The sequence below is a fragment of the Weissella sp. LMG 11983 genome (assembly GCF_025908495.1).
GTDB lineage: Bacteria > Bacillota > Bacilli > Lactobacillales > Lactobacillaceae > Weissella > Weissella fermenti.
The window spans coordinates 887,877-901,655 of record NZ_JAOZFD010000001.1 but is presented as its reverse complement, the minus strand read 5'-3'; the positions used below and the strand labels follow the sequence as shown (position 1 = coordinate 901,655).

At 45.4% G+C, this 13,779-nt stretch carries 10 protein-coding genes, 5 tRNA genes and 2 pseudogenes; 12 read left to right on the top strand and 5 right to left on the bottom strand.

Translation table 11 applies throughout. The features are described from left to right. Positions 1 to 100: 100 nt before the first annotated feature. Positions 101 to 1,321 carry an MFS transporter gene (locus OIT45_RS04805; protein WP_264339895.1) on the top strand — a complete coding sequence of 407 codons (1,221 nt, stop codon included), beginning with the start codon at positions 101 to 103 and terminating at the stop codon, positions 1,319 to 1,321. 17 nt (positions 1,322 to 1,338) lie between these two features. Here OIT45_RS04805 and OIT45_RS04800 read toward each other — a convergent pair whose 3' ends face one another. From OIT45_RS04800 to OIT45_RS04780, 5 genes and pseudogenes are all read right to left on the bottom strand, one after another. Beyond that, complete coding sequence (locus OIT45_RS04800; RefSeq protein WP_199404295.1) at positions 1,339 to 1,980, bottom strand: hypothetical protein; 642 nt, start codon at positions 1,978 to 1,980, stop codon at positions 1,339 to 1,341. A gap of 139 nt (positions 1,981 to 2,119) precedes the next feature. Further along, positions 2,120 to 2,191 (bottom strand) — tRNA-Gln (locus tag OIT45_RS04795). Between the two features lie 8 nt (positions 2,192 to 2,199). Further along, positions 2,200 to 2,282, bottom strand: a tRNA-Tyr gene (locus tag OIT45_RS04790). Positions 2,283 to 2,342: 60 nt separating this feature from the next. After that, entirely contained in the window at positions 2,343 to 2,843 is a 501-nt protein-coding gene (locus OIT45_RS04785; protein WP_264340022.1) for a metallophosphoesterase, read from the bottom strand. A gap of 125 nt (positions 2,844 to 2,968) precedes the next feature. Beyond that, a pseudogene (locus OIT45_RS04780) lies at positions 2,969 to 3,166 on the bottom strand (metallophosphoesterase); the annotation flags it as partial. Positions 3,167 to 3,365: 199 nt separating this feature from the next. Between OIT45_RS04780 and OIT45_RS04775 the strand changes: the two are divergent. The 11 genes and pseudogenes from OIT45_RS04775 (at position 3,366) to OIT45_RS04725 (ending at position 13,751) form a co-directional block, all read left to right on the top strand. Continuing rightward, positions 3,366 to 4,811: a peptide MFS transporter gene (locus OIT45_RS04775; protein ID WP_199404297.1), complete on the top strand. Its 1,446-nt coding sequence runs from the start codon at positions 3,366 to 3,368 to the stop codon at positions 4,809 to 4,811. Between the two features lie 111 nt (positions 4,812 to 4,922). Beyond that, positions 4,923 to 6,467 (top strand): annotated as a pseudogene (locus tag OIT45_RS04770) (DHA2 family efflux MFS transporter permease subunit). 423 nt (positions 6,468 to 6,890) lie between these two features. Then, positions 6,891 to 6,973: transfer RNA gene (locus OIT45_RS04765), tRNA-Tyr, on the top strand. 9 nt (positions 6,974 to 6,982) lie between these two features. Continuing rightward, a tRNA-Gln gene (locus OIT45_RS04760) sits at positions 6,983 to 7,054 on the top strand. 401 nt (positions 7,055 to 7,455) lie between these two features. Then, a tRNA-Gln gene (locus tag OIT45_RS04755) sits at positions 7,456 to 7,527 on the top strand. Positions 7,528 to 7,641: 114 nt separating this feature from the next. Then, a complete protein-coding gene (locus tag OIT45_RS04750; RefSeq protein WP_199404299.1) occupies positions 7,642 to 8,388 on the top strand; it encodes a DUF975 family protein in 747 nt (248 codons plus the stop codon). Between the two features lie 69 nt (positions 8,389 to 8,457). Next, positions 8,458 to 9,120, top strand: a complete 663-nt coding sequence (locus OIT45_RS04745) for an endonuclease III domain-containing protein (protein ID WP_199404300.1) — start codon at positions 8,458 to 8,460, stop codon at positions 9,118 to 9,120. A gap of 9 nt (positions 9,121 to 9,129) precedes the next feature. Then, positions 9,130 to 10,011 carry a hypothetical protein gene (locus OIT45_RS04740; protein ID WP_199404301.1) on the top strand — a complete coding sequence of 294 codons (882 nt, stop codon included), beginning with the start codon at positions 9,130 to 9,132 and terminating at the stop codon, positions 10,009 to 10,011. Then, positions 10,008 to 10,481: a SprT family protein gene (locus OIT45_RS04735; RefSeq protein WP_135797077.1), complete on the top strand. Its 474-nt coding sequence runs from the start codon at positions 10,008 to 10,010 to the stop codon at positions 10,479 to 10,481. Before OIT45_RS04740 ends, OIT45_RS04735 begins: the two co-directional genes overlap by 4 nt. Before the next feature lie 53 nt (positions 10,482 to 10,534). Then, the gene (locus OIT45_RS04730; RefSeq protein WP_264339894.1) at positions 10,535 to 11,713 is read left to right on the top strand and encodes an iron-containing alcohol dehydrogenase; all 1,179 of its coding nucleotides are present in this window, start codon (positions 10,535 to 10,537) and stop codon (positions 11,711 to 11,713) included. Positions 11,714 to 11,861: 148 nt separating this feature from the next. Continuing rightward, on the top strand, positions 11,862 to 13,751 hold the full coding sequence (locus OIT45_RS04725) for an acyltransferase family protein (protein ID WP_199404302.1): 1,890 nt from the start codon (positions 11,862 to 11,864) through the stop codon (positions 13,749 to 13,751). Positions 13,752 to 13,779: the final 28 nt, after the last annotated feature.

Below are 13,779 nucleotides of genomic sequence, written 5' to 3'. Positions count from 1 at the left end.
TCTAATTGAAATCTAATAAAACCGCTGTTTTGGGTATAAACAGCGGTTTCTTTGTGTTATGCTAGTGAGATTAGTTTAGATAGTAAAGGGGGTCAACGAGATGCAAGATTTCATGGCATTGGATCGCAATCTTAAGTTGCGATCATTAACGGTTTTCTTGACTGTGCTTTTGGGAAGTTCAATTGGGCCGAATGTGACCGTGTATTATGTGGAATATTTTGGTGCGTTTATCACCGGTTTCTTGCTGATTGCAGTATCGGTCGCTGGGTTTATCGCCGGTTTGTACGGTGGTCACTTGGCCGACGTACTTGGCCGTAAGAAGACAATGTTAATTGGATCAGCGATGATTATCGGTGGGTACGCGTTGGCGATGCTGATGAATTCACCGTGGTATACCAATCCGTACGTGACGTTCGTGGGATTTTTGACGGCGTCGGTCGGGGCATCGTTTGCTGACCCCGCTGAACAGGCAATGATGATTGATTCGTCGACGCTGAAGAATCGTAAATTTGTCTTTGCATTGATTTATTGGATTATCAATATCGGCGTGATGATTGGCGCGGCTATCGGTGGTTGGTTCTTCCGTGATTATTTGTTTGAGTTGTTGATGGGATCGATGGTTGTTGGAATTATCAATGCTTCGATTATTAATTGGGGGATGGCGGAAACGCTTGATATGGGTAACGTTAAGGCGAACTCATCCGTTTGGAGCGCCGTTAAGTCATACGCGCATGTGTTAACTGACAAGCGCTACTTGTTGTTCATGTTCGGAACGATTTTTGCCGTCGTGATTTACTCACAACCTGATTTTTACTTGGCAGCCCACTTGGCTAAATCATTCCGTGATTACACATTGTTCGGGGTGCATTTCTATGGCCAACGTATGCTGTCATTCATGTTGGTGATTAACACGGTCGTAATCGTGTTGACGATGTCGGCCTTTAACCACATGACAAACCGCTGGCCACTGATTCGTGGCTATGCGATTGGAACATTTATGCAGGGACTCGGTTTCGCGATGGCATTCTTGCTGCGTGATTTCTGGCCATTGGCTTTCGCAGCCGTCGTATTCACGGTTGGTGAAATAATTAATGTGCCATCAAGTCAGACGCTACGTGCCGATATGATGAACCCAGAAAAGTTGGGTGCTTACTCAGGTGCCTTTGCAGCCACGCGCCCTTTGGGAAACATTCTTGCCGGCGTGATGGTGTCAGCCTCACACTTCGTTGGTAATGTAGGGGCGGCGGTCATGCTGATGATTGGCGTGTTTATCGCGATTTACTCAGTTGCCACAGCAGCAAAAATGAAAGCGTCATTTTAAAACGAAAAATCCGAAGGTTAATCGCCTTCGGATTTTTTTGAGCTTTCATGCTTATCGTCTTTGTTTTTATCGTCAACCTTGGAAGTCTTGGTGTCAGACTTTTCCGATTGGCTAGAAGCAGCCTTAGCGGCATTGCTATTAGCGACAGAAATCGCATCGTTAGCGGAATCTTGCGCTGCTTTCACAGAATTGCTGGCGGCTGATCGTACTTGCGCCAACTCCGAAGTCTTCTTAGCGATGGTATTGTTTAATTCTGATACTTTATCAGAATTTTCATCAGTTGACTTTAGTGCTCTGACATACGTTTCGCCACTCTTTGCAGCCTTGTTTAGTAGCTCAACCCCGTCGTTAGTTTCTAAAACGCGACTGTAGAGGTTAAGGGCAGAAGGCCAGTTGTTTTCTTTGATTTCTTTGTCCGCGTGTCTAAGGTAATGCAATTGCTCAAGCGCGGTGCGGTTTTCAATTGAAACACGTACCTTTCGAGCGGCGGTGTAGTAGATTGCAGCATCTGACCACTCGTGGGCCGCAACCGCTTCGCGAGCCGATTGCATGTTGCGTTGATAAGTTTTGTTGTCGTTGAATGCATCGACGCCCCAGTAACTAGCTACCACAGTGGCCGTTAGCGATAGTAGGGTTATGATGGTCCATTTGATTTTCATGAGGCCTCCTTTTTTTACAGAACGCCTATCATTGTACAAGAGTATGAAAAACAGGACTAATATGAATTTTAAATCATTCGTTAGATTTTGTAGACAACAAAAAAGCCGACAAGCGTAATCGCTCATCGACTTCGTTTAGCTGGGATAGCTGGATTCGAACCAGCGATACACGGTACCAAAAACCGATGCCTTACCACTTGGCCATATCCCAATAATAAATGGGGGCTATAGGATTCGAACCTATGAACCCGAAGGAATGGATTTACAGTCCACCGCGTTTGACCAGACTTCGCTAAACCCCCATCATATAAACGCCTTAGCGATTTATCACCGCCTCAACGAATATATACTATACAGAACATTTATATAGATGTCAACACTATTTGTTGAACTTTGTTTTTCCATGCGTCCAAGAAGTTGTCCGCGGTCCATTCTTTCAGGCGCCGACGGTTATAACCAACGCTGGTGTTGTAGTATGTCACGCCATTTCGCTCACGTGGTGGCACGGTTACGTGGATGTGACCGTAGAAAACGTGCTTCACATTATCATACGATTCCAATAATTCGCCAGTTCGTGGTGAACCAAGGACGCCATTGACCATGCGCCAACGTCGATCGCCAACTGGATAAATCAGCTCGTCGCCAATTGGGGCGAAGTGCGTCATGAAGATGACTTGTTTATTGGCTGCTTTTGCATCGTCTAATAGAACCTTCATTTGTTGTAACCCTAAGTCCATGCGTTCTGGATCGGACATGGGTTGTTCAATGATGCGGTCATAATAGAAGCCACGACGGAACGTGGCAACTTCTTCAGGGTCGATGCCTTCAGCAAATAAATAATCGTACCAGCCGTTGTGACCAATGATGCGCCAGTCCGTACCGGGAATATCAATGTACTTATTATTAGATAATGTTCATTAACGGGTGATTCAAGTTCTTCAAATGACGTGCCACGGCCCATGTCGTGGTTACCGGCGATGAACAAAACCTTGGTTGGCCCGACGTTTTGTTGTAAATCGCTCACATATGCCATTGATTTCTTAAAATCGTTGAATAAGTCACCGGTAATTAAATAGAAATCAGGGTTAATTTCATTAATATAGTGTGATTGTTGTGCAAGAATTTCTTGATAATCCTGCTTATTGATGTCGAAGTGATTATCACTTGTGACTGCTATCTTGACCATGATAATGCCTTTCTGACGCCGTTATGACAGTAATTGTACCAAATTCGCAACGCTTATTGTTGGAAAAAGTAAATTGTAATTCTTTGAACTTCTTGTGATAATGAAGAAATTCCGGTAAACTTAATAAGTATTTTCTAATGAATAAGTTATTTTTAGTACTCTAAAAACCAAATATATAATTTGTAAGGAGCTTTTCTCAATGGAATCAGAAAAGAAATTCCTGGGACAACCACGCGGTCTACAAACTTTGTTTATGACCGAAATGTGGGAGCGTTTCAGTTACTATGGTATGAAGGCCATCTTGCTTTACTACATGTGGCACTTGATTGCCACTGGCGACCTTAATGTTACCAAGGCAACTGCCGCATCAATCATGGCCATCTACGCCTCAATGGTTTACTTGTCAGGTGTTGTTGGTGGATTTATCGCTGACCGTTTGATGGGTCAACGTCGCACTGTCTTCTGGGGTGGTGTGTTGATCATGTTCGGACACATCGCGTTGGCTTTGCCATTCGGTGCGCCTGCGATGTTCGCCTCAATGGTCTTGATCGTGATGGGAACTGGTTTGTTGAAGCCAAACGTTTCATCATTGGTTGGATCACTTTATAAGGATGGCGACTCAGCTCGAGACGCTGGTTTCTCAATCTTCGTCTTCGGTATCAACCTGGGTTCATTTATCGCCCCATTGTTGGTTGGTTGGACGCAAGAGCAAGCCGGCTTCCACTTGGCATTCTCATTGGCTGCCATCGGAATGTTTTTCGGTTTGATTCAATTCCACTTTGGCGGTAAGCACTTGTCAAAGGATTCATTGTACGCGCCAGATCCATTGCAACCAGAGGAAGTTAAGCCTTTGGTAACGAAGATCATCTTGGGTGTTGTTGCCTTTGCTTTGGTTATCGTGTTGATGGTCTTGATGGGCTGGACGCAATTGCAAAACTTCGTTAACTTGTTGACGATTGTCGCAATCTTGTTGCCAATCGGATACTTCACGTTGATGATTACGTCAGCTAAGGTTAACAAGGAAGAACGTTCACGCGTTATCTCATACATTCCATTGTTCTTGGCTGCTGTATTGTTCTGGGCTATTGAAGAGCAAGGATCAATCGTTTTGGCAACGTTCGCCGCAGAACGTGTTGATACGTCTTGGTTCCCAGCTTCATGGTTCCAATCATTGAACCCGTTGTTCATCATGCTTTACACACCATTCTTCGCTTGGTTGTGGGTTAAGTGGACAAAGAACCAACCTTCATCACCAATGAAGTTTGCAATTGGTTTGATGTTTGCTGGAGCATCATTCTTGTTGATGGCTTTGCCTGGTACGTTGTTTGGAACGGCCGGTAAGGTTTCACCACTTTGGTTGGTTGGCTCATGGGCCTTGGTTATCGTTGGTGAAATGTTGATTTCTCCAGTTGGATTGTCAGTTACGACTAAGTTGGCACCTAAGGCATTTATGTCACAAATGATGTCAATGTGGTTCTTGGCTTCATCAGCTGGTTCAGCATTGAACGCCCAATTGGTAACGTTGTACAACCCTAAGAACGAAGTGGCTTACTTCGCTTGGTTCGGAATTGCTTCAGTTGTTCTTGGTATTTTGTTGGTATTCTTAGTACCACGTATCAAGAAGCTGATGGCGGGTGTTAAATAGTTAATTAGAGGACGTCTAACTCGTTTGAGTTAGGCGTCTTTTTGCATTGGAAAAGTAAGCGAAAGAGTCTATAATCAGTTCTTGTCGAAAAAAATAGGAACGGTGAATAAAATGACGGAAGAAAAGTCATACAAGAAGTGGCTCGCACTGGCAGCCATGTCTTTGGGTGTCTTCATGGCGCTTTTGGACGTGACGGTTGTTAACGTGGCGTTGCCAACGATGGCGATTGATTTCAAAACGACATTCAACAACTTACAATGGGTCTTGAACGCTTACACGATTGTGTTTGCGGTTATGTTGTTGATTGTTTCAAAGTTGGGTGACATGTTTGGCCGCAAGAAGATTTTCATTGCCAGCATGTTCGTTTTCGTGATTGCCTCAGCAATTAACGGAATGGCCTCATCATTGTTGGTATTGGACATCGGTCGTGGTGTCCAAGCCATCGGAGGATCTGGTTTGATGTCATTGGCCATGGCGCTAGTTGCGTCAAATTTTGAAGGTCGCGAACGTGGTACGGCGTTGGGAATTCTAGGGTCTGTTATCGGGCTTTCAACGGCATCTGGACCACTTGTTGGTGGTTGGCTAGTCGAAGCCTTTGGTTGGCCTTCAATCTTCTATATCAACGTCCCAGTGGGAATTGTGGCGGTTATTATGACTTGGATCAATGTTAAGGAGACACCAAGTTATGGTAAGGGGCAATCAATCGACTTCTTGGGAATGTTGTTGTCTGCAGCGGCTTTGTTCTCAGCAGTTTATGGATTGATTTAAAAGGAAACGAATGTCCACTGGGCTTGGACTGACATGCGCATCGCCGGCTGGTTGATTGCTGGATTCGTCTTGGCAGTTATCTTCGTCTTGGTTGAGTTGAAGGTTAAGACGCCGATGATGAATTTGAAGATGTTCAAGAGCATCAACTTCGTGGGTGCCGTTATCGTGGCCTTCACGTTGGGTGCAGGTGTTTATGCCATCAATGCTTACTTAACGGGCTTGATGCAAAACTACATGGGCTACACGGCCTTCCAAACCGGTTTGCGTCAATTGGTCATTTCAATTTGGTCACTTGTTTTGGGACCAGTGACGGGTATCTTGGGTAACAAGTACTCAAAGAAGTGGATGATGTCAGGTGCGCTATTGCTTGGTGGAATTGGGTTCTTGTTGTTGGCAAATGCCATGACAACGAAGCTCGAATTCATCGACTTGGTACCGGCCATGATTTTGATGGGTATTACGAACGCTATTGTTAACCCAATGTTGAATACGGCTGGTCTTGAAGGTGTTGCGCCACAAGAAATGGGAATGGCAGCTGGTTTGTTGAATGTCTTCCGTCAATTCGGTGTCTCATTTGGTGTCGTTATGCTTGGTTTGACGCAAACGAACCACTACGAAAAGTACTTGAACGCACACTTGGATTTAGTAAAGATGCCTGAAGCGGCTGCAACTGGTTTGCACAAGGCATTGGTTGAAGCTGGTCCATTCTCTGGCCACGCGGTGGCGTTTAGCGATCGCCTAGCTAACGCGCCATTTGCGCACGCGTTCCAACAAGTTGTGTTGAACGCATACGATAAGGGGATGGCAGCTGTCGGTGTAACGGCTGCGATTACGGTCTTCATCGGTGCAGTTGGTGCAGCAGTGTTCATGCGCGAACGTAAGAATTAAACAATATGAAGGCTGTCACGACACACGTGACAGCCTTTTTGTTATTCTACTTGATGTTGTGAGACATCAAGCCCAAAATTTGGGACATTGGGATTAGTGCTCCGATTAAGTTGGGTTGAAGTGAGGAGACTAAAACTAACGTGAATCGTGCGATGAAAACGATGTAGGAGATAAGACGCCCCAAAGTACCTGGTGTGGTTATATTGTATGTGTGGCGAAAATCGCGAACAACACTGATAATTTCTGACATTAAACTGATAAGATTCATAGTCTCATCCTCCGTTTCGTAATACCTACTGGTTTCGGATGATGGAGATGAATCTTGTTGTATGTGTTGAATGAGTTTTTTAATGTTAGATAAATTAATTTTGAAAAAGGGGTTGCCAAGGTTCGAAATACTTGGTATTATATAAAAGTTGTTGCGGGGGTTTAGCGAAGTCTGGTCAAACGCGGTGGACTGTAAATCCATTCCTTCGGGTTCATAGGTTCGAATCCTATAGCCCCCATCGCATCATTGGGATATGGCCAAGTGGTAAGGCATCGGTTTTTGGTACCGTGTATCGCTGGTTCGAATCCAGCTATCCCAGCTGATGGAAGTCGGTGAGCGAATACGCTTGCCGGCTTTTTTTGTGCCGATTTTGGCTGTGCTCTTGGGTAAACGCCTGGCGAAACTTTGGTCGCCGCTACGATAAGCCTAAAAAATTCCGCACGCCTTTGGCGCACAGAGATTTTCCCGTCTTATCTCCGGGCAACCAATTTTCTTGCTGCGCAAGAAAACCGTTTCTTTATGCTCTAAGGTAAACGCCTGACGAAATTTCGGCCACCACTGCAATAAGTCAAAATAATTCCGCACGCTTGCAGCGCACAGAGATTATTTCGTCTTATTTCCGGGTAGTCGATTTTCTCGCTTTGCGAAAACATTTCTTTATGCTCTGGTGCTTGACACTTTTTGTAAGCAGTTGTATTATATTTTCTGTTGAAAAATCATTGGGATATGGCCAAGTGGTAAGGCATCGGTTTTTGGTACCGTGTATCGCTGGTTCGAATCCAGCTATCCCAGCTACTGAAGGCGGTGAGCGTGTGCTTGCTGCCTTTTTTGTTGCGCCGAGAAGCGGTGTGCCGGAATATGGTACACTATTAGGTATTAAAACGATTATTTATAAGGAAAAGGGTTATGCTAACTAATTATGATCTGAAGGCACGTGCTCGTAATCGGGTAAAAGGGCCAGCCTTCAATGTTTCAATTAAATTGTCAATCTTCTTAATCATTTGGCAGATTCTATCATCAGTATGGGACGGGAACCAAGCACCGGTGGTGTCATTTGCACAAACGACGATGACGTTTGGTGAATCACTACAATTCTTGTTCCGCCTATTCACAACGAACATGGTTGGTGAAATCATCTTTGGTGTCTTCGGGTTGGGGGCTATGTGGGCCTTTGTTGAGTGGGGACGTAACAAAGAAATGCCTGAGAACCCAGTTGCAGATGGTTTCAAGTTTTGGGGTCGCAGCACAATCGTGGATGTCGTCGTATTGCTTGGATTGCGTTTCCTATTTACATTCCTATGGACGTTGGTCTTGATTATTCCAGGAATTGTTAAGTCATTTGGTTATTCTCAAGCGCCATTGATTTACGCAGAAGACCACAAGCAAGGCGTAGAAATTACGAACTTGTCTGAATACTTGCTCCGCTCACAAGAATTGATGGCTGGGTACAAGTTACGCTGGTTCTGGCTCCAATTGAGCTTTATCGGTTGGTGGATCTTGGTAGCGCTGACGTTTGGCTTGGCTGCCATTTACGTTGTGCCATACTACAACGCGACGATGGCGGAATTCTACATTGAATTGACGCGTGAACGTCGTTACGGTGCCCGTGCAACGTACACCGCATCAACATCAGATGAAGATGATGAACTATAATAGATAGTAAGTAAAAAGGTTAGAGTTTAAACTCTAGCCTTTTATTATTGGAAAAGTGAGATTTGAGAGATGAAGACGCTGGATATTCGTGGGTTGTATCAACAACTTTATAATCAAATGGGACCACAACGCTGGTGGCCGGCTGAACGTTGGATGGAAACGATTGTTGGGAGTATTTTGATTCAAAATGCTTCTGCTAAGACGGTTGATCCAGTCATTGAAAAAGTTGGACGCGAAACGAATTTTGATCCGGCGACTTTGATGGCGATGTCTCAGGAAGAATTGGAACAGCTGATTTTTGAGGCTGGGTTGTACCGCAGCAAGGCCAAGTACTTGCGTGCGTCGTTGCAATTCTTTGCCGAATACGACTTTGATTTGAGTGAACTACAAAAACTCGACACGCCAACGCTACGCAAGCGGATTCGCGCTGTGTCGGGAATTGGTAATGAAACGGCTGATGTGTGGCTAGTCTACATCTTCGGGCGTGCGCAATTTATCGCAGATTCCTATTCACGACGTTTGATGAACTTCTTGGGTGGCCCTGAAAAGCTGACCTATGAAAAGGTACAAAAGGTTGTGATGATGAATTCTGATTTCACGCCGGATGAAGCGCGTGAATTCCACGCTTTAATCGATGAGTTCGGTAAGTTGTATTTGCGTAATCGCGAGCAATTTTTGACGAGTTGGCTCAAGGATGCCAATCTATCTGATAAGCTATTAGAACAATTTTAGGAGGGTGCTATGGCGAGAAAAGTCGCAAGTTATAAGAAAATACGGCCGCCACGCGTGAAGCTTGGACGTAACCAAGATGCAGGGTTTGCGATTCGTGTCGCGGTGACGGATACGCGTGCGGATATCTATCAGCTATATCAGCACCCGAAGGCAGACCAAAAGGTGACGATTGGCTTCTTGGATCACGAAGAGGTTGCGAGCCGTCGCATCTGGCAACAATTTATTCAGCAAAATGCTGCCCGCGTCACTGAACCGGATGTTGATTTGGTGAGCGTGCAATCAGCGCGTCATTCAGCTAGCGTGTATGTGAGCTTTGTGGCGCACGAAAAGCCGGCCTTCCAAGTCCTACGCGTCGCACAACGTTTAGGCGGTAACTGGCAAAAGATGCCGGTGCTCCAAACGCAATTTTTGGCACAAGCTTCTGAAGTTGGTGATTGGGTGCGTAAAATTGTCGCCGGTGAAGCTTTCCAGCCTTTTACGTTCCAAATGTATATATGGCTACGTTGGTGGTCGCAACCGGGGCTAAAGCAACAACTCGAAAAGCGTGGCAAGCACTGGCTAGTTAGCGAAGGCGAGCATCATGATGGCCTCTCAGACGAACATGTGGCTGTCGCACAAGCATTGTTGAAGAGTGGCTTGCTAGCTGTTCGTCAAACACAAGTCGTGGTCAGTGACACGGGGATTGCCTTAATGAACTACTTTGCTCGTTACTACGAGGCACAGTTTGCCCAAAGTTACGGTGAGGCAAGTGTTTGGCAATCCGATGAATTGTTGACGGAAGCGACTGCGGATACGTTGGGCCAATTTACAACGAAGAATACAAAACGTCGACAAGCCTTGAAGCTACCGACAAAAGTACCTAAAAATTATCGAGGAGACCGCTGGCGATGACCGATACTGAACTACAAGCATTGGTTGAACAAATCTCATTAGCTGATTTCGGCCGACCATTTGTCCACCAAGCGACGTTTAACCGTCGCTTGCGTACGACTGGCGGTCGCTATGTGCTGCAAACGCATAATTTGGAAATCAATCCCTTGATGATTGAAGAGTTTGATGAACAAACCTTGGTTGGTGTGATTAAGCATGAACTGGTGCATTACCACAATCATATTCAAGGCTTGCCATACCAGCATAAGGACCGTTATTTTCAGACAGAATTGCAACGCATTGCCGGTTTGCGTTATGCGCCAGCGACCTCTAAGGCGAAAGTCCGCAAACAACCCAAGCATTATTGGATTTATACCTGTAAGAATGGCCATGAAATTTATCGCCAACGCCGACTCAATGAATTACGCTATGCCTGCGGAAAGTGTGGTGCACCAATCCGTCTCACCGGTGAATTAAAAATTGGTGACTAAGGTTGGTTGCTTTGTTATACTAATCACATATTCTAAATTAGAGGTGAGTATTCATGGAGAACTTCCGTTTCTTCGTGCCAACTGACATTCGTTTCGGTCGTGACCGTTTGAGCGAATTGCCAGAGGCACTTGCAAAGTTTGGTAAGCGCGTTTTGGTTGTCTACGGGGGTGGATCAATCAAGCGTTCAGGTTTGTACGAGCGTGTTATGAACCAATTGAGTGACTTTGAAGTGACTGAATTGGCTGGCGTTGAGCCAAACCCACGTATTGATTTAGTACGTGAAGGTGTTAAGTTGGCCCGTGACAACAAGATTGATGTTATCTTGGCTGTTGGTGGTGGATCAGTTGTGGATGCTTCTAAGGTTATCGCAGCAAGTGTTCCTTATGATGGGGATGCTTGGGATCTTGTTAAGAACCCATCATTGATTGACATGGCTTTGCCTTTGGTCGATATTTTGACGTTGTCAGCAACGGGAACAGAAATGAACCGTAACGCTGTTATCTCAAACATGGAGACGAACGAAAAGTTGGGAACGACGGGTATGAACTTGATTCCACAAGTATCATTCTTGGATCCAGCAGAGACGCAAACTGTGTCAAAGTGGCAAACGGCCGCTGGTTCATCAGACATCTTGAGCCACTTGTTTGAGCAATACTTTGCCCGTACGGCAAACGTTGACTTGCAAGACTTCTTGGCTGAAGCTTTGATGAAGGTTGTTATTAAGCACGGACCTATTGCGTTCAACGAGCCTGATAACTACGAGTCACGTGCCGAATTGATGTGGGCCTCATCATTGGCTTTGAACGGTTTGGAAAACGCCGGAAAGCCAGTTGGTTGGACTGTGCACCCAATCGAGCACGAATTGTCAGCCTTCTATGACATCACTCACGGTGTTGGCTTGGCTATCTTGACGCCACGTTGGATGGAATACGCATTGGACGAGAAGACGGCGCCTAAGTTTGCCCAATACGGTCGTAACGTTTGGGGCTTGCAAGGGGATGATGACATGGCTGTTGCCAAGGATGCCATCCGCAAGACGATTGCTTGGTACCAATCAATGGATATTCCAATGACGTTGCCTGAAGTTGGCATCGACGAGTCAAAGCTAGACGTGATGGCTGCAGCTGCAGTTGAGCACGGTGGCTTGACGCAAGGTGTTTATGCACCAATGCAACCAGCTGATGTTGAAGCCGTTTTGCGTGCTTCAATGACTGCGCCAGTGGTTGATTAATCAAAATATGAAATTATGACGTACATGGTAATTAACTGTGTACGTTTTTCTTTATACATGGGCATCTTCACTTGAAACACACTGGCATATAACGGTATGATAGAAATTAGTTTTGTAATGTTAGTTGTACTTTAGGAAGAGAATGAAAATGGGGCAAAATAGTAGTAAGAAGCCACGGTATATCACTGGCTTTGACGGTCTGCGCGCAATTGCGGTTATCGGCGTCATTGTCTTTCACCTGTGGCCGGAACATCTAGTTGGTGGTTGGCTAGGTGTGCCATTGTTTTTTGTGTTGTCAGGTTATTTAATTACAGATTTATTAATCCAAGAATTTGATCGCAACGGGCGCATTGATCTGATTGGGTTTTATCGCCGACGTATTAAGCGTTTGTATCCGGCGTTAGTTGTGATGCTGTTTGCGACAGCGACGATGATTGGCTTGTTCGCACGTGATTTGTTGTATAACTTACGCGCAATTATCATGACGAATATGACCTATGTCTACAATATTTGGGCGACCAAGCACGGCGACTCGTATTTTGATTCATGGGGTGGTGCTTCGCCATTTACGCACTTGTGGTCATTGTCGATTGAAGGTCAGTTTTATCTGATTTGGCCAATCGTGGTCTTTGCGGTGTTGGCATTGAAGATTAAGCGCAGTTCAATCGCTGCGTCACTATTAGGATTAGCAGTTGTCTCAGCTATCCTGATGGGGATTTTCTATGATCCAGCCAACATCAACCGGACTTATTATGGTACGGATACACGTATGTTTGCGGTGCTTTTGGGAACGGCATTGGCCTTTGCTTGGCCATCAAACCACATGAAATTAACGTTGAAGCCCAAAGCGAAGCGTAATTTGAATGTGCTGGGTGTCGTTGCATTAGCCTTTACGTTGGTTGGCTTGTTTTGGTTAAACGGTCAGTGGGAAGCCACGTATATGGGCTTGATGTTTGTGTTCACATTGATGGTAACAGGCTTGATTGCCATCACGGCACATCCCGCTTCGTTTTTGAGTAAGGTATTGGATAACAAGCCGTTGAACTATCTTGGCACGCGTTCGTACAGTATCTACTTGTACCAATTGCCGGTATTCGTGTTCTTCGATAAGTTCACCAGCCACAACGATTCTTTCTTGATGAATGTCATTAAGATTGTGGTTGTGTTGGGAGTTGCTGAAGTAAGCTACCGTTACGTGGAAAATGTTTTCCGTCGTTTCAAAAAGCCAGACTTGCAACCTGGTGAACCAAAGATGGCCCGTTTCTTCCAAAGCAGAGCAGCTAAGATTATGGCTAGCATTGCGGCGGTATTCATGTTGGGGACTGTGAATGCAGTTTCAGCGAAGGAAGCAGGGCATGCTCGCCCCAAGACAGACCTGCAAAAGCGCTTGAATACCAACAAGAATAAGATTGCGGATGCCAACAAGAAGGCCCTCGAAGCTGCTAAGAAGGACAACAAGGACGACAAGAAGACGGCTGAGCATAGTCCATCAAACAGTGAATCAACAACTGGTTCGGATCCAGTCGCTCAAAAGTATGGTTTGACTGACAAGGAATATGCAGCGATTAAGGACAAGTCAGTCACCGCCATTGGTGATTCGGTCATGGTTGATGTGGCCCCTGACTTGCAAGAGTTGATGCCAAACACCGTGGCTGACGCAGCGGTTGGTCGCCAACCTTACGTTGTACCAACTGTGTTGCAGTCATACGTCAATAAGGGTGTTTTGGCGCCAACGGTTGTGATTTCGATTGGGACGAACGGTGCCATTGGACCAAACGTTTTTGATCAAATAATGCAAATCATTGGTAACCGCACCGTTTACTGGGTGAATGGTTATGCTGACCGTTCATGGCTCCAAACGAATAACCAATTCCTAGAACAACAAAAGGCAAAGTATCCAAATTTGCACATCGTTGATTGGGCGAACTTGGTCAAGGACCACGGCGATTGGCTTGGTGGTGACCACGTTCACCCTAATCCAACTGGTTCTGTTCAATACGCAGCTTTGATTGCGAAGGATATGGCAAAGAATCAATAATAACGCGAAGCGCTGACATAAAAGTCAG

Bases quoted from the DNA above. Each gene is read 5' to 3' on its own strand.
- OIT45_RS04805 (WP_264339895.1), top strand. From the start codon at position 101: ATGCAAGATTTCATGGCATTGGATCGCAATCTTAAGTTGCGATCATTA.
- OIT45_RS04800 (WP_199404295.1), bottom strand. From the start codon at position 1,980: ATGAAAATCAAATGGACCATCATAACCCTACTATCGCTAACGGCCACT.
- OIT45_RS04775 (WP_199404297.1), top strand. From the start codon at position 3,366: ATGGAATCAGAAAAGAAATTCCTGGGACAACCACGCGGTCTACAAACT.
- OIT45_RS04750 (WP_199404299.1), top strand. From the start codon at position 7,642: ATGCTAACTAATTATGATCTGAAGGCACGTGCTCGTAATCGGGTAAAA.
- OIT45_RS04745 (WP_199404300.1), top strand. From the start codon at position 8,458: ATGAAGACGCTGGATATTCGTGGGTTGTATCAACAACTTTATAATCAA.
- OIT45_RS04740 (WP_199404301.1), top strand. From the start codon at position 9,130: ATGGCGAGAAAAGTCGCAAGTTATAAGAAAATACGGCCGCCACGCGTG.
- OIT45_RS04735 (WP_135797077.1), top strand. From the start codon at position 10,008: ATGACCGATACTGAACTACAAGCATTGGTTGAACAAATCTCATTAGCT.
- OIT45_RS04730 (WP_264339894.1), top strand. From the start codon at position 10,535: ATGGAGAACTTCCGTTTCTTCGTGCCAACTGACATTCGTTTCGGTCGT.
- OIT45_RS04725 (WP_199404302.1), top strand. From the start codon at position 11,862: ATGGGGCAAAATAGTAGTAAGAAGCCACGGTATATCACTGGCTTTGAC.